General features: G+C 59.5%; 15 protein-coding genes. 2 read left to right on the top strand and 13 right to left on the bottom strand.

Annotation, left to right across the window (positions count from 1 at the left end; genetic code table 11):
* Positions 1-9 precede the first annotated feature (9 nt).
* From FPL19_RS04760 to FPL19_RS04745, 4 genes are all read right to left on the bottom strand, one after another.
* The gene (locus tag FPL19_RS04760; protein ID WP_150911110.1) at positions 10-2,388 is read right to left on the bottom strand and encodes an ABC transporter permease; all 2,379 of its coding nucleotides are present in this window, start codon (positions 2,386-2,388) and stop codon (positions 10-12) included.
* Positions 2,389-2,392: 4 nt separating this feature from the next.
* A complete protein-coding gene (locus FPL19_RS04755; protein ID WP_150911108.1) occupies positions 2,393-3,115 on the bottom strand; it encodes an ABC transporter ATP-binding protein in 723 nt (240 codons plus the stop codon).
* A gap of 84 nt (positions 3,116-3,199) precedes the next feature.
* Positions 3,200-4,264 carry a M48 family metallopeptidase gene (locus tag FPL19_RS04750; RefSeq protein ID WP_225314289.1) on the bottom strand — a complete coding sequence of 355 codons (1,065 nt, stop codon included), beginning with the start codon at positions 4,262-4,264 and terminating at the stop codon, positions 3,200-3,202.
* Positions 4,242-5,606 carry a YjgN family protein gene (locus FPL19_RS04745; protein WP_150911104.1) on the bottom strand — a complete coding sequence of 455 codons (1,365 nt, stop codon included), beginning with the start codon at positions 5,604-5,606 and terminating at the stop codon, positions 4,242-4,244. The genes FPL19_RS04750 and FPL19_RS04745 overlap by 23 nt, the downstream gene beginning before the upstream one ends.
* A 145-nt stretch (positions 5,607-5,751) precedes the next feature.
* On the opposite strand from FPL19_RS04745, the gene senA reads away from it, so the two are divergent.
* Both senA and FPL19_RS04735 read left to right on the top strand, forming a co-directional pair.
* On the top strand, positions 5,752-7,122 hold the full coding sequence (senA, locus tag FPL19_RS04740; protein WP_150911102.1) for a selenoneine synthase SenA: 1,371 nt from the start codon (positions 5,752-5,754) through the stop codon (positions 7,120-7,122).
* Between the two features lie 9 nt (positions 7,123-7,131).
* Entirely contained in the window at positions 7,132-7,875 is a 744-nt protein-coding gene (locus tag FPL19_RS04735) for a putative 4-mercaptohistidine N1-methyltransferase (RefSeq protein ID WP_150911100.1), read from the top strand.
* Here the strand turns inward: FPL19_RS04735 and FPL19_RS04730 are convergent, their stop codons facing one another.
* From FPL19_RS04730 to prmA, 9 genes are all read right to left on the bottom strand, one after another.
* Complete coding sequence (locus FPL19_RS04730; protein WP_225314288.1) at positions 7,876-8,532, bottom strand: methyltransferase domain-containing protein; 657 nt, start codon at positions 8,530-8,532, stop codon at positions 7,876-7,878.
* Positions 8,532-10,103 carry a cation:proton antiporter family protein gene (locus tag FPL19_RS04725; RefSeq protein WP_150911096.1) on the bottom strand — a complete coding sequence of 524 codons (1,572 nt, stop codon included), beginning with the start codon at positions 10,101-10,103 and terminating at the stop codon, positions 8,532-8,534. The genes FPL19_RS04730 and FPL19_RS04725 overlap by 1 nt, the downstream gene beginning before the upstream one ends.
* 37 nt (positions 10,104-10,140) lie before the next feature.
* On the bottom strand, positions 10,141-11,088 hold the full coding sequence (locus FPL19_RS04720) for an alpha/beta fold hydrolase (RefSeq protein WP_150911094.1): 948 nt from the start codon (positions 11,086-11,088) through the stop codon (positions 10,141-10,143).
* On the bottom strand, positions 11,085-12,380 hold the full coding sequence (gene purD, locus FPL19_RS04715) for a phosphoribosylamine--glycine ligase (RefSeq protein ID WP_150911092.1): 1,296 nt from the start codon (positions 12,378-12,380) through the stop codon (positions 11,085-11,087). Before purD ends, FPL19_RS04720 begins: the two co-directional genes overlap by 4 nt.
* A 10-nt stretch (positions 12,381-12,390) precedes the next feature.
* Positions 12,391-13,971 carry a bifunctional phosphoribosylaminoimidazolecarboxamide formyltransferase/IMP cyclohydrolase gene (gene purH, locus FPL19_RS04710; protein WP_150911090.1) on the bottom strand — a complete coding sequence of 527 codons (1,581 nt, stop codon included), beginning with the start codon at positions 13,969-13,971 and terminating at the stop codon, positions 12,391-12,393.
* A gap of 83 nt (positions 13,972-14,054) precedes the next feature.
* Positions 14,055-14,372: a DNA-binding transcriptional regulator Fis gene (fis, locus tag FPL19_RS04705; RefSeq protein WP_150911088.1), complete on the bottom strand. Its 318-nt coding sequence runs from the start codon at positions 14,370-14,372 to the stop codon at positions 14,055-14,057.
* Positions 14,369-15,367, bottom strand: a complete 999-nt coding sequence (dusB, locus tag FPL19_RS04700; protein WP_150911086.1) for a tRNA dihydrouridine synthase DusB — start codon at positions 15,365-15,367, stop codon at positions 14,369-14,371. Before dusB ends, fis begins: the two co-directional genes overlap by 4 nt.
* A gap of 216 nt (positions 15,368-15,583) precedes the next feature.
* Positions 15,584-16,792, bottom strand: coding sequence for a DUF3426 domain-containing protein (locus FPL19_RS04695; RefSeq protein WP_150911084.1), 1,209 nt, complete (start codon positions 16,790-16,792; stop codon positions 15,584-15,586).
* Between the two features lie 62 nt (positions 16,793-16,854).
* On the bottom strand, positions 16,855-17,751 hold the full coding sequence (gene prmA, locus FPL19_RS04690; protein WP_150911082.1) for a 50S ribosomal protein L11 methyltransferase: 897 nt from the start codon (positions 17,749-17,751) through the stop codon (positions 16,855-16,857).
* Positions 17,752-17,753 lie beyond the last annotated feature (2 nt).

Genomic DNA, 17,753 nt, shown 5'->3' with positions numbered 1-17,753 from the left:
CTATCCGTTTTATTCTCGGGTTTTGAGCACCGACACCAGATCCAGCTGCCGGATTTTCCACCAGCTAATGAATCCGGACACCAGCGCAGAGACGATGACCACGGTGGCTGACAGCGCCAGGGTGTGAGCTGAAATCACCAGTGGCACACGGTAGAGCTCGGTTTGCATGGCCGTCACGATCGCCGTGGCGATGACATGACCAATGCCCCATCCCAGCGGGATGCCAATGAATAGCAGAAGGGCGAGCTCCCCCAGCAATACATGGGACACTTCATTATGGCTGTACCCCAGCACTCTGAGGCTGGCCAGCTCACGGCCTCGTTCGGACAGGGAAATCCGGACCGTATTGTAAATCACGCCAAAAGCGATAATGCCGCCGAGCAGGCTGATGATGAACGTGTAGGTCAGGAAGGTTTTCGCCAACGTCTCGTAGAAGCTGTCCAGCATGCCTTGCCGTCGATTGATGGCCATAATGCCGGGAATGTCATACAGGTACTCGTAGACGTCCTGCAGCTGCGCGGGGTCAAGGGTCATCAGAATCCGGTTGATCAATGGGCCTTCACCCATCGCCCGGTTCATTGCTGCCAGATTCAGGTAGGCACCGACGCCAAGGAACTCACTGGTCACACCAGCGACTGGCAAGGTCAGTGTGGCGCGTTTGCCATCCAGAATACGCACGGTGACCTCGTCGCCCGCGCGAATGTCGAGACTGGTTGCCAGAAAGTCGGTGAGCAGCAGGCCTGCCGGAGGAATACGGACGTCGTTTAATCGTTCGTTCACCACAGACTGAAGCTTTGCGCCGTCGGGAATGCCTCTCAGCGCGGTACGCTGGCGTCGATGGCCGTTAGTCAATTCAACCGGAACGACCCGGCTGCCCTCCACAAACCGAATACCGGGCTGTTGCCGGAGCGAATACAGCTCCCGATACCCAACCGGCTCGTACAAAGCGGCGCTGAGGTCGTGCTTCTGGGCCACCGCGAACTGGGTGTGAACCATCATCGAGACAGAGCTGAGCTGAAAGTTGCCGATCAACACCACTGCAGTGGCCATGGCAACTCCGAGCGTAGACAACAGCGTTCGACCGGGCCGGTGGGATAGCTGGCGGACGATCATTCTTGAGGTTTGCGTGAGCCGAACGTTTGACAATCCTCTTTCCAGAACCGACACCCCGAATTGAGCCGGGCCTTCGGGGCGCATGGCCTCCGCAGGTGGCAGGCGGGTGGCCTGGGCGATGGATTTCCAGCCGCCGAGCCAGGCCACGCATAGCGTGATGACGGCAAGAAGGGCGATCCATCCCGGGCTGAGCTGGAACAACAGCTCAGGAAACCGGTAATAATCCATGTAAAGTTCGCCCAGTTCGCGGCCCAGCCAGATCCCGGCGACACAGCCGATGACGAATCCCACCAGCGCGACGATCAGCACCAACTGGCTGTAATGCCAACCAATTTCGCGATTGGAATAGCCGAAGGCCTTGAGCACCGCAATGACATCACGCTGGGTGCTGACCAGCCGGCTGATCACCACGTTGAGCAGAAACATTGCCACGCCCAGGAAGATCGCCGGGAAAATGGACGCCATGGTTTTCAACTGATTCAGCTCGTCGGACAGAAAACGGTGGGAGAACTGATCCGTTCGGCCGATCGCGCCGACACCACCGTAAGCCGTAAAGAGGCGATCAATGCGGTCGATTATGTCGGCGATGGGCGTGTTGGGATCGATTTCCATCGCCAGGCTATTAAACGCGCCCGTCATGTCCATGGCGGAGGCCAGGGCTTCCTCGGTCATCCAGAGCACACCAAAGCGCTCAAAATCCGGAAGCATTCCCCCAGGCGGAATCACGTAAATGAATTCCGGCGATTCGACAATGCCAACAATGCGAAGAGATTGCTGGCGACCGTTGATGATGGCGGCCAGTTCGTCGCCGAGCGTCAACCCATGGGCTTCGGCAAAACTGCCGATCACGGCGGTTTCATCATTCCTCTGAGGGGATGGCAAGCGACCGTGCCGAAGGTACAGGCGATTAACTGAGGGTTGCCCTTCATTGGGCAAAGAGACCAGTCGGGCGGACACCGGGTCGGAAAAGCCAGGCACGGCGAGCCTTGCGGTGCCTTCAATGCGGGCGCTGATCCGCCCGGCGCCCGGGATCTCTGACACTTGCTGCACCAGGTGTCGGGGAGCCCGTTTCACGGATAGGAAAAGGTCTGCGAAATGATAATCCCGGTAATATTGGTCGCGGGTTGCGTTGAGAGAGTCGTAATTCACCAGCGAGAGCAGGCACACCGCAATGCCGCCGGCAATCACCAGCGCGATGGCAAGCATCTGCCCACGCATTTGCCAGAGTTCGCGGCGCAGTTTGGTGTGGAGAACGCTCGAGCCAAAGAGATTCATGGCGTCACCAGCTCAGGCTCATCGGGTCCTGACGCTCCGCGTTGCGGTGCTCCCCGCTGACCGCGCCGTCGGAGAGGGTGATGACCCGATCAGCCATCCGGGCAATGGACGCGTTATGGGTGATAATGACCGTGGTGGTGCCGGTTTCGCGATTGGCCCGTTCCAGTGCGGACAACACCAGCACACCGGTGGTGGAATCAAGAGCGCCTGTCGGCTCATCGCACAGCAACACCTTGGGGCGCTTGGCAATGGCCCGGGCGATAGCGACCCGCTGTTGTTCTCCGCCGGAGAGCTGTGCCGGGAAATGGTCCATGCGCGCTTCGAGTCCAACCAGCGCCAATGCGGCTTCAGGAGACATCGGGTCTTGCGCAATTTCGGTGACGGCAACGACGTTTTCGCGGGCGGTCAGGCTGGGTATCAGGTTGTAGAACTGGAAAACGAAGCCCACGAAGTCGCGGCGGTAGCGAGTGAGCTCCTTATCACCGGCGTTGCTGAGGTTGATGTCCAGATAGCGGGCTTCTCCGCCGGTGGGAACATCAAGGCCGCCGAGAATATTCAGCAGGGTCGATTTGCCGGAGCCTGAGGCGCCCAGCATAACCACTAGTTCGGCTTCGAAAAGGTCAAGGTTGATGCCTCTCAGAGCGGCAATTTCCACTTCGCCCTGCTGATAGGTCTTGGTGAGGTCGCGGGTCTGAAAAACAGCCTGCTTCGGACGACGGGCTTCCATTTCGACGGCATTCCTTCGCAATGTCCGTTGCTGATGTTTTCAATATAGCAGGCCTTCGTTCGCCCGGAAGCCCGCACCAGGGCGCTAGGGTTCTTGTCGGAAGCGTTCTATCCGCTCGGCGGTGCCGGGGTGGCTCGACAGCAAGTCACTGATCTGCCGCCAGCCTTCGTTGTCGTCGTGTTCTTCCGGCGCGGGTTCACCATGGGTGGCCATCAAGCGTTCCATAATGTTGGCGAAATGCCTGGCAGGAATCTGGTTGGCCTTAAGTGTTTCCAGGGCATAGCCGTCGGCTTCTCTCTCCAGATCCCGGGAATAGGCGAGGCTCATCAGTATCGCAGGAAGCGCGACGGTGGTGTCGGAAAAGGCCGACAGGTCTCCGGTCATCATTACGATCAGCCAGGTGGTCAGAGAGGACTGCACCACACCTTTCATGCCGTGGCGATGGGCCACGTGGCCGATTTCATGAGCCAGTATGGCGGTGAGTTCATCGTCGTTTTCGGCCAGTTCCACCAGGCCATCGGTAAAAATCAGCGTGCCGTTGGGCAGGGCCATGGCGTTGGCACCGATCGCCTCGGATGACCGGAACAGCACTTCCAGGTCCTGACCACCAACGGGTGTCAGCAACGGTGCGAAATGGGCCTGCAGAGCCTGCTGCCGCTCCTGGGGCAGGTTGCTGGGCTCGAACCAGAGGTCGTCCAGGGTTTCCAACGTGGAATTGCCCACCTGTTCAACCAGAGTATCCGGCAGGGCATTGGCGATCGCCTGGGATGCCCAGGGCACCCCGTAGATGAAGGTGAATGCGATGGTAGCCACCGTGAAGACGGTGGCCGCCAGAATCAGGCCAAGGTGATTTTCGAGCCGGTGAATCCAGCGGGAACTGCGCTGCCCCGTCTGTTGGCTTAGGCGGTCAACGGCGTCATTGTCGCCGGTTTCGAAAACGCCGTCGTCCGGCAGATGAAGGTAGCGTGGCGTGTTGCCGATTCGCGGTGAAAGGGTCACCTGATCCGGCCGGAGGTCAAGGGCGACCCCGGCGGATTCAATGGTGATGGACTGGCCGTCGGAACGCAGCGTGGCATTCTGACGGCGGGAGTCCTGACCGGAAAAGTAGTGGCCTTCAACAACGACTTCAGATGGCGGCGAAGTCGACATCAAAGGCATCCCCCAGTTCCTGCCCCAGAGCGCTGGTGCGGGTCTCTTCTGCTGCCGTGAACCGTTGCAGGTCGCCGGCGATCAGCATGGAGGTGCGGCTGGCCCGGTACCGGGCCATACGGCACTTGGCCCAGGGCGTGTACAGCCCCAGGGTAATGGCCACAAGGAAGCTGTTGGACAGGTAGATCCAGACCATCTGGACCGGTTGCAGCTCGGAATCGAAGCCGTGGTCGGCCAGCTGCACGGAACTGAAGAACAGGTTGGCGATACCGGCAATGAAGTAGCCCAGCAGTGCCAGGTACCCGATCAGGCCTATGGCCATTCCCAGTCCTGCGCTGCCGGAGCGCGTGGCCAGATAACTGACGACACCAAAGGCGGCGGCAATCAGCACGGCCTTACCGAAGAAGCGGTAATAGTCGCCGATGCTGGCGTTCAGGGCGAATTCCGACGTGCCGTAGCGGCTGCCGTTGGCGATGAATTCGTGGGTGCGCTTCATCACCAATGGAGTCAGCAACATCAGGGTGAAGACGTTCAGTAATGGCCACACAAATGACACCATCAGCGCCTGGCCGTAACTGCCCTGGAAGTCGAAGCGGACATTGCGGTAGGCGCTGTTCACCGCCCGGAATCGCAGGGATTTCACCATGATCCAGGGCGTCAGTGGGATAAAGGCGATGGCCAGAATGATGGCCGCTTCCACGTAGAGTTCTGACAGCGCAACGAACAACACCAGAACTGCCAGGGCAATCAGACGGCCCTTGAGGATGGTTAGGGGCTTGGCCAGGTACTGGAAGCTGGAATCGTCCAGCTGCGTATTGCCATAGAAATACTGATTGTTGCGCACTGTGGCCCAGGCCGAATAGATGCCGAGGGTCACGATGGTCAGCAGGATATTGACGATCCAGATACCGAAATATTCCCTGCCGCTGCCGGTAAACTGAAAACCTGCCTGGCGGATATCGCCGGAATCGTCGTTCACCTCGGATATTGGAGGTTCCTGGGCAGTCATCGCCGGCGGCTCTGCCGTCGTAGAATACTCTGTCGAGGCTTCGAATGGGGAATCGTCGGCCAGGGAAACGGGGTCCGGTTCTGCTGGCGGCGTGGCTGCCAGCTCGGTAAAAGCACCGATACTGGCCAGACGTTGCTGGTAGTCAAGCGCCTGCTGATGCGTCAGGCCGGATTTTAGTATCTTCGGCGCCCCGGAGAACAGATGTGCGGCTCTGGTGTCGGAAAGTTGAAACAACGATTGGACGCCGGTTTTTACCGCGTCTATGTCAAACTCCGGCAGTGGCCGGCCATCAAAAATGATCTGATACGTGGTGCGTTCATTTTCGGAGGTCATAACGTTCCCTGTTGTGTGCCGGCCCCCTGATAGGACCGTTTTTCGAGAAGTTACCAGAAATTCATTTTCTATGCATGATTCAGGTCTCATCTGAACCCTTGTTTGTTATCGTAGACCCATGAATAGGCAAACCGGAGATAAACCCGTGGACAAAGCAACTCTGCTAGGCGAGCTCGAAACAGCCCGACGCCGGACCCGTGAGCTGATCACCTCGTTGCCGGAGGAGAAGCTGGATGTGCCCTACCATCGCGGGGTGAACCCGCCGCTCTGGGAAATGGGGCATGCCGCGTTTTTCTACGAGGTGTTTGTGTTCAACCTGCTGGACGGCACGTCAAGCTATGATCCCACCATGGATGACCTCTGGGATTCGTTTCATGTTGAGCACGGGGACCGCTGGCGCAGAGATCTGTTCCCGGGCCGGGAGCAGACGCTGGTGTACTTCGACACCATCTACGACCGGGTGGCCTCAAGAATCGAGAATCAGCCCCTGACCGACCGGGAGCTCTACCTCTACCGATACTCGATTTTTCATCAGAATATGCACATCGAATCGATTATCTGGTGTCGCCAGACGGTGGGCTATCCGGCGGTGCCGGATTTCCGGCCCGAGCGGGTCGCCCCTGGCCAGCCTCTCGGCGATGGCGTGCCGGGAGACGCGCAGATCCCGGCGGGGCGCTGGCTGGTCGGGATGCCGGGCGAGTCGGACGCCTACGCCCATGACGATTTCGCCTTCGACAACGAGAAGCCCGGCTTTGAGATCGAACTGCCGGCCTTTGCTATCTCCCGGCTTCCGGTGAGCAACTGGGAGTTCATGGCGTTTGTGGAAGAGGGGGGATACGAGCGACCGGAGCTTTGGTCCTTTGGCGGCCGGAAATGGTTGGAGAAAGAATCCGACCACACCCTGGCTCAGGGAACAGTCGAGCCATTGATACAGACGCCGCGCCATCCACTTTACTGGCGAAAGCAGGATGGCCAGTGGCAGGAGCGTGTTTTTGATCAGTGGCAGCCGCTGAATCCGGATGCGCCCGTTGTACACGTCAATTACTGGGAAGCAGAGGCCTGGTGCAACTGGGCAGGCCGAAGGCTGCCCACAGAGTATGAATGGGAGGTGGCGGCCCTGGGTAACCGCCCGGGTGAGCCGTTCCGCCGTTTTCCCTGGGGCAACGAGCCGCCAAACGCTGAACTGGCCGACCTGGGCGCACGGAACATGGCACAGAATCCGATCTGGGATTACCCGGCCGGCGAGAGCCGTTATGGCTGCCGCCAGATGGTTGGCAGTGTCTGGGAGTGGACCAGCAACCAGTTCTTCCCTTATGACGGCTTCAGCATTGACGTCTATCCGTTCATGTCCACCCTGCAGTTCGGCGACCATAAGGTCACCAAGGGAGGTGGCTGTGCGACCTCTCCGAATCTGATTCGTGGCACCTACAGACAGGCCTATCTCGCTGAGCGGAACGATGTTTACACCGGGTTTCGCACTTGCGCCCTATCTGAATCCGATCGCACACAAACCTGAGGACACGCCATGAACGTGTATGAAACCGATGAGCTTCTCAGCCAGTACCTGGACTTTCATTTTGGCGAGACCCATTTCGGTGTCGGCAATTACCCGGCCCGCTGCGCCCGGATATGCCAGGAGCTGATGACCGGGCGCGACAAATTCCGGGCCCTGGACCTGGGATGCGCCGTTGGGCGTACGGCGTTCGAGCTGGGGCGGGTATTCGATGAGGTGGTCGGCGTTGATCTGTCATCACGATTCGTCGAGGCCGCGGCCAGCCTCAAGCAGGACGGTGCCATTGATTTCTTCCGCCGCGACCAGGGCGAGCTGGGCGAGCGGGTCACCGTCAGCCTGGAAACCCTGGATCTGGCACGGGCTGCAAAAAAGGTATCCTTTGCCACGGGGGACGCCTGTCAGCTCGCCGACGAGCACCGGGACTACGATCTGATTTTTGCGGGCAACCTGATTGACCGCCTGCAGGAACCGGCCGCCTTCCTGCGTGACATTCACACCCGGCTATCAGCCGATGGCACACTGGTGATCAGCTCCCCCTACACCCTGCTGGAAGACTTCACGCCCCGGGCCAACTGGATCGGCGGATTTCAGCACAATGGTCAGCCAAGAACCGTGCTCGATGGCATGCGGGAGTTGCTGTCCGACCATTTCGAGGAAATTCAGCCGCCCCAGGATGTGCCTTTTGTGATCCGGGAAACCCGCCGCAAATTCCAGCACACCATCGCCGAGCTCAGTGCCTGGCGCCGGATTCGCTGATCAGTCCTGACGGGTGAAAAAAGCCGTCTGGGTGGGGTGGCCCACTTCCGGAACATATTCGCCGATACCGCCGAACCGCACGTCATAGCGGTTGCGGCTGGCGACGCCACGGGCCCAGCGCTGGAATTTGGCCCGGTCCCATTCGAATTTGTGGTCTTCCTCCCGGAATTCGCCGGGCTCAAGGTCGAACAGCGGGTTGTACTCCCGGTTGGGTGTGGTCATGAACAGGCAGCCCGGCCGGTACTCACCGAAAACCGCCATTTCCACCCTGGAAAGCTGCTCCGGGCGCACATGCTCGATGGTTTCCACCATGGCGGCAGCCTCATACCCGGCCAGGGCGGGATTGCACTCGGCATAGGACCCGCGGATCAGCTCAATCCTTGACGGTGTTTCGTCCAGAAACGGCGCCAGGATCGACCGTGCCTGGCGCAGCGATACGCCGGAATCCTCCAGGCCGGTGACCTGATCGAACTGGCTGTCCGCCAGTAACCGGTACAGCAGCGAGCCCGAGCCGCAGCCCAGGTCCAGTACTCTTCGGGCGCCAGTATCCCGCAGAGTTCGGAATACAAAGTCCAGACGCTCCTCGTGCAGGGAGGTCATCTGGGTCATGGTGTTTTCCCGTGAACCGGTCCGCTCGTGATTCATAGATTGGCGCATCAAATCGTTCCCGCCGTCTGCGAGGGCACGGCAGGTTGGTTGTCCCGTAAGTGGCTGGCCAATGCCACACCGGTCTCGCTCATGGTCAGGTAGGCTTCATCGGCGCCGGCTTCGCGAATTTTCTTTGCTTCATCTGCGTAGAGGGTGTGGGCGACGACATACCCTTTAAAGCCCTTTTTCCTCAGCATCCGGGCGGCAATCAGTTTGCCTTCTATGTCGTTCATGGCAAGGATCACCGCCTCTAAATTCGGCATATGCAAGCCCTCCCAGAAGGTGTTGTCTTCGGCGTCTGCAAAGACGACATTTCTGCCCGCTTCCTGATGGGTCCGTGTTTTTGCCGGGTCAGAATCCAGGCCGATAAGCGCCGGTTCGGACTCATGTAGCCAGTCGTAGGCGGCGGTTCCGGTTCGGCCCATGCCCATGACCAGTACCTTGGTGTCACCCAGCGAAACAGGCTGCTCGTCAGGGTGGCGGGTCTGGCTTTCAAACTGTCCCAGAGAACCGGAAAAACGCTCATACAGTGAATGGGAAAATCGATTCAGGGGTGCGGAGATGACAAAAGACAGTGACACTGTAATCGCCAGGGGAATCAGCCATTCGGGTAGTGCAACGCTGGCGACAATCAGGCCGAACTCACTGTAGTTGGTTAGTGACAGGGAACTGAGGAATCCGCTTCGGGCACGCAGTCGGAAAAGCAGCAGCAGGAAAAAGAACAGTATTCCCTTCAGCGGCAACACCAGGGTCGCAAGGATAGCGAATATCAGCGCCTCGCCGTCCGGTAGTCCGCCAATACCGATCTGGAGAAAGAAGCCTACCAGGAAGACCTCTTTGACGCTCCAAAGGGACTTTGCCAGTTCCTGGGAGCGGGGGTGATTGGCCAGCATGGCGCCGAATACCAGCGCGCCCAGTTCTGAGCTGAGTCCGACCGCCTCGAAACCCAGCCCGCCAACCACCAGGGCCAGCAACAGCCCCAGCAAAACCAGCAGTTCGTCATGGCCGCTGGCGTCCAGCAGTTTGTAAAGCAGTGGCCTGAGCAGTGGCAGGCCAAACACGATCAGCGCCCATTGAGACGGGGTCTGGCCTGCAGCCAGGCTCATGACCAGCAGGGCGACCAGGTCCTGCATGATCAGGATGCCGATGGCGACACGGCCGTGAAACGCCCGCAGCTCGCGTTTGGTTTCCAATACCTTGGCCGCAAGCACCGTGCTGGAGAAGGAAAGGGCAATGGCCAGCAGAAAGGCGGTCTGTAACTCAAGGTCCATCAACAGATAGAGGCCGGGCGTGAACACAGTGCAGGTAATGCCAAAATGTAACAGGCTGCCGCCGATGACCTCTCGGCTGATGATCGAGCGTAGTTTGAGTTTCAGTCCGACTGTGAACAGCAGCAGCAACACGCCCAGATGGGCAATGTGGGCCAGAACATCGGTTGCTTCAATGGTGATGTCAGTAGCGGCAGAAATGCCACTGAGCACAAATCCGGCGGCCAGATAGCCTACCAGGGGGGGAAGCCCCACGGCCTTGACCAGCAGGCCAAGGCCGAAAGCAAAGGATATCCATATAGCTTCTGGCATGGGTCACTTCATGGTTAACGAGAAGACTCGGCCAAGGCTAGCGTGTTTTTACCGACTCGGCCAGAAACTCCCGGAACAGAGCCGCTGATTTTTCCGGCGCCTCAATCATCGGGGCATGACCAATGCCGTCAAGAAGAACCTTGCGGGCATCCGGGATCTGCTGCACAAATATATCGGCATTACGGGGATCGGTGATGCGGTCTTCCTGGCCCCAGATAATCAGCACCGGTGCCTTGATGGCCGTAATGTCTTCACTGAATTGCGACGCCATGGTGCTGTCGCGGATGTCATTGAAAATCACCGTGTTCACGTCCCTGTTCGCGATGGCCTTTTCTTCCATAACGCTGTAGATCGGCCAGGGCACGAAGGGCTTTTCGACCAGAGCAAAATCCACCAGTCGCTCGAAATCTCCTTCTTCAGTGGGGATCAGCGGGTTTTTGCCCCCGGCCACCACCTGTTCAGCCAGGTCCGATTCGTAGGCCCAGATCCCGGCCGGGTCGAACAGCACGGCGGAGCGAATCTGTTCCGGATAGTAGGCGGCATAGAGCGCGGTGATGGCGCCGCCCATGGAATTGCCCATCATATGGAAACGGCCGAGATCCAGTTCTGCCAGAATCCGGCTCAGACGGCGGGTCTGCTCGTCGAAGTGATACCCGATGTCCAGCGGCTTGCTGCTCTCGCCGTGGCCGGGCAGGTCAATAGCATAAACGTTGAAGTCGTCGCTCAGTTCGCTGGCCAGGCGGGTCCAGTTGTCCTTGTTCGCGCCGAAACCGTGGATCATCACTATGGTGTCACCGTCGACGGTCTCTTTGCTTTTCAGGTAGGCAATGGTCATGTCGTCAACCGTCATGACCGCAGGTTCCAGTCCGGCGCCGGAGCGTTCCCAGGCAATGGCGTTGTCATACAGAGCTTGCCTGGAACAGGCGCTGATCAGCAACGAGGTGATTAAAATTGTGATCAGGGACAGGGCGGATCTTGGCATCATGAACGGTTGCTCCCTTCACGGGCGATGGCGCGGAAGCCAATGTCCGAGCGACAAAATACGCCGTCCCAGTGTATGCCTTGGGCCAGCCTATAGGCGCGCTGCTGGGCTTCAGTAACGGTATTGCCCAGGGCCGTCGCGCAGAGCACCCGGCCACCGTTGGTGACGACCTTGTCTCCGTTCAGGCGGGTGCCGGCGTGGAAGACTTTTTCGCCGTCGGTGTCGGATTCCGGCAGGCCGGAAATGACATCGCCCTTGCGGTAGGAGCCCGGATAGCCGCCTGCCGCTAACACGATGCCGACAGAGGCGCGCTCGTCCCACCGGGAATCACACTGATCCAGCTGGCCATCAATGGCGGCCTGGCAAAGCTCCACCAGGTCGGACGTCATGCGCAGCATGATGGGTTGGGTTTCCGGGTCACCGAAGCGGCAGTTGAATTCAATAACCTTGGGTGCGCCCGCGCCGTCGATCATCAGACCGGCGTAGAGAAAGCCCTTGTAGGGGTGGCCTTCTGCCGCCATACCCTGAACCGTGGGATAGATGACCTCATCCATGATGCGCTGATGAACATCAGCGGTCACCACAGGCGCTGGCGAATAGGCACCCATACCACCGGTGTTGGGGCCGCTATCACCATTGCCCACGCGTTTGTGGTCCTGGGAGGTTGCCATGGGCAGTACGTGCTCGCCATCCACCATCACAATGAAGCTGGCTTCTTCGCCTTCCAGGAACTCCTCTACCACTACGCGGCTGCCAGCTTCGCCAAAGGCATTGCCGGCCAGCATGTCCCGCACGGCGTCTTCGGCTTCCGCAAGGGTCATGGCGACAATCACGCCTTTACCTGCGGCCAGGCCGTCGGCCTTGATGACGATGGGCGCGCCTTGCTGGCGAACGTAGGCCAGGGCTTCATCCACATCGGTAAAGTTGCCATAGGCGGCAGTCGGGATCTTGTGGCGGTCGAGAAAATCCTTGGTAAAGGCTTTCGAGCCTTCCAGCTGGGCAGCGCCTGCCGTCGGGCCGAAGACCCGCAGTCCGCGCTCTTCGAACAGGTCCACCACGCCGTCAACCAGGGGCGCTTCCGGTCCGACGATGGTCAGTCCCACATTGTTGGCGGCGGCAAAATCGGCCAGGCCTTTCAGGTCGTTAACGTCGATGTTGACGTTTTCCAGGCCAGCTTCCCTGGCCGTGCCGGCATTACCGGGGGCGACGAATACGCGATCTGCGGTCGGGGATTGTGCGGCTTTCCAGGCCAGGGCGTGTTCACGGCCGCCGGAGCCTATAACAAGAATGTTCATAGTCGATTCCTCAGTGCCGGAAATGGCGCATGCCGGTGAAGACCATGGCAATGCCGTGCTCGTTGGCCGCGTCGATCACTTCCTGGTCGCGCATGGAGCCGCCGGGCTGGATGACCGCGGTAATACCCGCCGCTGCGGCGGCATCGATGCCATCGCGGAAGGGGAAGAAGGCATCGGAGGCCATCACCGAACCCTTCACTTCCAGGTTCTCGTCGGCGGCCTTGATGCCTGCGATTTTTGCGCTGTAGACGCGGCTCATCTGGCCGGCGCCCACGCCGATGGTGCGGCCAGCACGGGCGTAGACGATGGCATTGGACTTGACGTATTTGGCCACTTCCCAGGCAAACAGCAGGTCGTTCAGTTCCTGCTCGGTGGGCTGGCGGTCGGTGACCATTTTTACGTCTTCCATGGCGACCATGCCCAGGTCACGGTCCTGCACTAGCAGACCGCCGGTCACGCGCTTGTAGTCCAGGGATTTTGCCCGTTCGCCGTTGAATTCACCACTGGCCAACAGGCGGACGTTCTTCTTGGCTGCCACCAGTTCCAGCGCTTCCGGCGCGATGGTCGGGGCTATGATCACTTCCACAAACTGGCGGTCGATAATGGCCTTGGCGGTCGCGGCATCAAGTTCCCGGTTGAAGGCAATGATGCCGCCAAAGGCCGAGGTGGGGTCAGTGGCAAACGCCAGATCGTAGGCCTGGGTGATATCGGTGCCAATGGCAACGCCGCAGGGGTTGGCGTGCTTGACGATGACGCAGGCCGGGTCCGCGAAGGGCTTGACGCACTCCAGGGCGGCGTCGGTATCCGCCACATTGTTGTAGGACAGCTCCTTGCCCTGAAGCTGCTTTGCTGTTGCGACGCAGGCTTCCCGCGGGTGACGTTCTTTATAGAAAGCGGCACGCTGGTGTGGGTTCTCGCCGTAGCGCATGTCCTGCACCTTCACATACTGGCTGTTGAAGGTGCGCGGGAAGTCCGGGTTGTCGTTGTCAGCGGTGCGCCCACCCAGGTAATTGGCGATAGCGCCGTCATAGGCGGCGGTGTGTTCAAAGGCCTTCACCGCCAGATCGAAGCGGGTGGCGTGGGTCAGCTCGCCATCATTGCTTTCGAGTTCTTTCAGTACCCGGCTGTAATCGGCCGCGTTCACCACAATGGCGACGTCCGCATGGTTTTTGGCCGCCGCACGCACCATGGTGGGGCCGCCAATATCGATATTCTCGATGGCGGTGGCCAGATCGCAGTCCGGCTTTGCCACGGTTTCCTCGAAGGGGTAGAGATTCACCACTACCATGTCGATAGGTTGGATGTCGTGTTGCTTCATCACCGCATCGTCGGTGCCGCGACGGCCCAGAATGCCGCCATGTATTTTCGGGTGCAGGGTTTTGACGCGGCCATCCATCATTTCGGGAAAGCCGGTGTGGTCACTGACTTCGGTGACCGGCACCTGGTTTTCCTTCAGCAGCCGGAAGGTGCCGCCGGTGGACAGCAGCTCAATGCCGCGCTCGGTGAGCGAACGGCCGAATTCAACAATGCCGGTTTTGTCGGATACGCTGATCAAGGCGCGACGGACGGGGGTACTAGCCTGATTTGCCATGGGTCACTTTTCTGCCGGGTATGAACGAATGAAGGCCTCGCGAATGGTGTCCGGGAGGCCCTCCTTACACTGGGGTTGCTGGATTATAACAAATCGTACTGCTTGAGTTTCTTGCGCAGCGTGCCGCGGTTCAGCCCCAGCATGGTGGAAGCGCGGGTCTGGTTATTGCGGGTGTACTTCATCACCTGCTCCAGCAGTGGCGCTTCAACCTCGGAAAGCACCAGTTGGTAAACTTCCGTCACCGGCGCCCCGTCGAGCTGGGCAAAATAGTTCTTCAGTGCCACTTCAACGCTGTCGCGCAGGGTAACTGCGTTGCCGCTGCTGTTCACAGTCTGCAATTGATGAACATCGTCGTTGGCGGATTGATTTGTACTGTCTTTGGCCAAAGTGTCAGCGGTCATGCTGCGAATACCTCTCCATTTCGTAAGCTTGCAAAATACTGTTGGATGCTTTCCTTCTGCTCTAACGGATCATCAATGGCGTTAAAGCGCTTTCGGAACTGTCTGTCTTCATCGTGGCACTGCAGATACCAGCCCACGTGTTTTCTGGCGATACGCACACCCATGGGCAGGCCATAGAAACTGTGCAGCTCGTCAAGATGCTCGCTAAGAACCGACTCGACTTCGTCCAGTGGCGGTTCCGCCAGGTGCCTGCCGGTTTCCAGGAAATGCAGTATTTCCCGGAAGATCCAGGGCCGGCCCTGGGCACCGCGGCCGATCAGCAGGCCGTCGGCGCCGGTATGTCTGAGGACTTCCCGGGCCTTGATGGCGCAGGTGATGTCGCCATTGGCGAAGACCGGAATGCCAACCTGTTCTTTCACCGCCGCTATGGTGTCGTACTCGGCTTCGCCCTTATAGGCGTCCGCCCGGGTGCGGCCGTGAACGGCCAGTGCCTGGATGCCTGCGTCTTCCGCCATGCGGGCGATCAGGGGCGCGTTGCGATTGTCGCGGTCCCAGCCGGTGCGCATCTTGAGCGTGACGGGTACGTCCACGGCGGCCACCACGGCCTCGAGTATGTCCCGTACCAGTTTTTCGTCTTTCATCAGTGCCGAGCCGGCCGCCTTGTTGCAGACTTTTTTGGCCGGGCAGCCCATATTGATGTCGATAATCTGGGCGCCGTATTCCGCGTTCAGTCTGGCGGCATTGGCCAACATGTCCGGGTCGCCGCCGGCAATTTGCACCGAACGGGGCTCGGGCTCGCCGTCATGGTTCATGCGGGTCTGCGACTTGCGCGTGTGCCAGAGCTTGCTGTCGGCAATCACCATTTCCGATACTGCCAGACCCGCGCCCATGCGCCGGCAGAGCAGGCGAAACGGGCGATCGGTGACTCCGGCCATGGGAGCAACGATCAACGAATTCGGTAGGGTGTACGGCCCGATTTTTGCCGTTGGCAGCATGATCTCAGTCCGTGTCGGAGCAGGTTAAGCGAACTCGAAAAGGAGCGATTGCTCAAGAATTAACCGATCACCATTCGAAGGGCGATAATGATACCGCCGCTCCGGATGGTATTGAAGGGGCCAGCGCCTTAAAAAATTGATTATTTTTCGCTCTGTCTGGTTGACTTTTGGCCTGCCCGGTGGCGTAGGCGTTAACCGATATGCGAAAGTTTCGGATCAGGGGGTATAGGCCCGGAAGGCAATGTTGTAGTTGACGGCGTCTTTGCCCGGATCGCGAATATTGATCATGATCCTTACGGGCGTATCCGGTGGCATGGCCTCCATTCCCTTACCTTCTCCGGCCAGATATTCCTCCGGTGTGAAGACACTCTGGGCTACCACATCATTATTGAGGTTGGAAAAGGTCAGCGCTATGGCCGGGAAAGGCTGCTCAAAGGAGGCCCGGTTAATGATGACCGCATCCACGACCAGTTGGCTGCGGTTTTCCGGATTGGTTTTCACCACCAGTTTGCGACTCTGGATTGCCTGGACGTCGACAAGGGGCTTGAGCTCACAGCCGAACAGTTCGCAGCCCTGTTCATAGAAAGGTCGCAATTGGGGAATCGCCGACAGGCGATCGAACTGGAACCACACCACCTGGGAGACCAGGGCGCCCAGCAAGGCAAGAATCACCACGAACCACATAAAGGCTCTCAGGCGGCCGCTGCCGCTGCCATCTACAGCGACCGGTTCCCGGCGGAGGTTGTGGTAGGGCGACTCTGTTGCCCGTGGCCCGGGCACCGGCTCCGGGTCCATGTCGTAGTCGAAGCCTGTGCTTTCAGGCTCGTCGATATAGAAGCCGTCGTCATCGTCCTGCTTCTTGGGTTCGGGCGCGAGAGAATGTTCGGGTTCTGGCTCGGATTCCTCCTGAGGCTCGGGTTCAGGCTCCGGCTCTGGTTCCGATTCTGGCTCAGGTTTCGGGGCAGGCTTTTGTTCCTGTTTTGGTTCCTCGACTTCCGATAGTATGGCTTCGGCCCAGCTTTCATCTATGGACTCGTCTGTCGTCTCGTCGTCTTCAGGAGTAAACCCTGCGCTCGTGCCTTTCTCGTCCACCGAGCGGAAGCTGTCGCTCAGTTCATCGTCGCTGAAGGTGAGCCTGGTGCCTGTGTAAGTGCTTTCGGAGGCGTCCTCTTCCGGGTTGTCTGCGAACAGCAGATCGTCCTCGGAGTCCCTGGGTGTGTTATCGCTGCTGGCCTCTGGTGTGGAGGCCTCTTCCGGGGCAGGCGAGGGCCGCGGTGTTTCCTTCAGCTGGTGCTCAATGGCATTGAAAACCGACATGCAGTTGCCGCAACGCACCTTGCCCCCGGCCACGCTAAGCTGTGCGTCCGTTACCCGGAACCGGGTATCGCATTTGGGGCACTGTGTCTGCAAGCTGTTCTGGGGCATGCCGGGGTCCTGTCAGCAATCTTGCTACGAGTGAGGCAGTTTAGTTGGTTCGGCCTGGTTCGTCATCTGTCGTTGCGCCGTCCTGTGAGACGGATCCATTCCTCGCGTTGATCCGGCTCGTCCATGATAAACCAGGGCTCGTAGGCAGACATGACCTCCCGGGCCTGATTGGAAAGAATACCGGACAGTACCAGGTGGCCGCCGGGTCTGACTCTGCTGGCCAGATGCGACGCCAGGCCGATCAGCGGCTGGGCCAGTATATTGGCGAGCATAAGGTCAGCGACGGTCGCCGGTTCGTCTTCCGGCAGGTACAGGTCCAGCCGGCTCTGCTCTACGTTGTTGCGCCGGGCATTTTCCCGGCTGGCTTCCAGGGCCTGGGAGTCGGTATCCACGCCAATCACGTGGTCCGCACCCAGCAGCAGGGCTGCCAGTCCCAGAATGCCAGAACCGCAACCGTAGTCGATCACCTGCTGGCCTGTGACGTCCTGGCCGTCCAGCCATTCCAGGCAGAGCGCGGTCGTCGGATGGGTGCCGGTACCAAAGGCCAGCCCGGGGTCCAGTGCCAGGTTGGCCGCATCCGGGTCGGGGGCCTCGTGCCAGCTGGGAACAATCCAGAGACGGCTGCCGAACTGCAAGGGCTTGAAGTCGTCCATCCACTCCCGTTCCCAGTCCTTGTCTTCCACCAGGGTCACTTCGATGTCCGGCAGCGACTGCTGAGTCTGCTGGTGCCAGGCGTCTTTGACCGCGGCGCAGAGTTCATCAATGTTTCGCTGGGAATCAAACAGGCCGGTCACGCTGGTCTGGTGCCATAGGGGCGTGGTTCCGGGGTCAGGTTCGTAGAGGGGCTGGTCGGCGGCGTCTTCCATGGAAACGGCCTCGGCGCCCATTTCCATGAGCAGATCCTCCAGCTGATCGGCGCTATCCGGATCAGCCGGGATCTGTAGTTGTATCCAGGGCATGC

The sequence above is a fragment of the Marinobacter halotolerans genome (assembly GCF_008795985.1).
Classification (GTDB): Bacteria; Pseudomonadota; Gammaproteobacteria; order Pseudomonadales; family Oleiphilaceae; genus Marinobacter; species Marinobacter halotolerans.
Note: the sequence above shows the minus strand (reverse complement) of the source record. Positions and strands in the feature narration are given on the sequence as shown.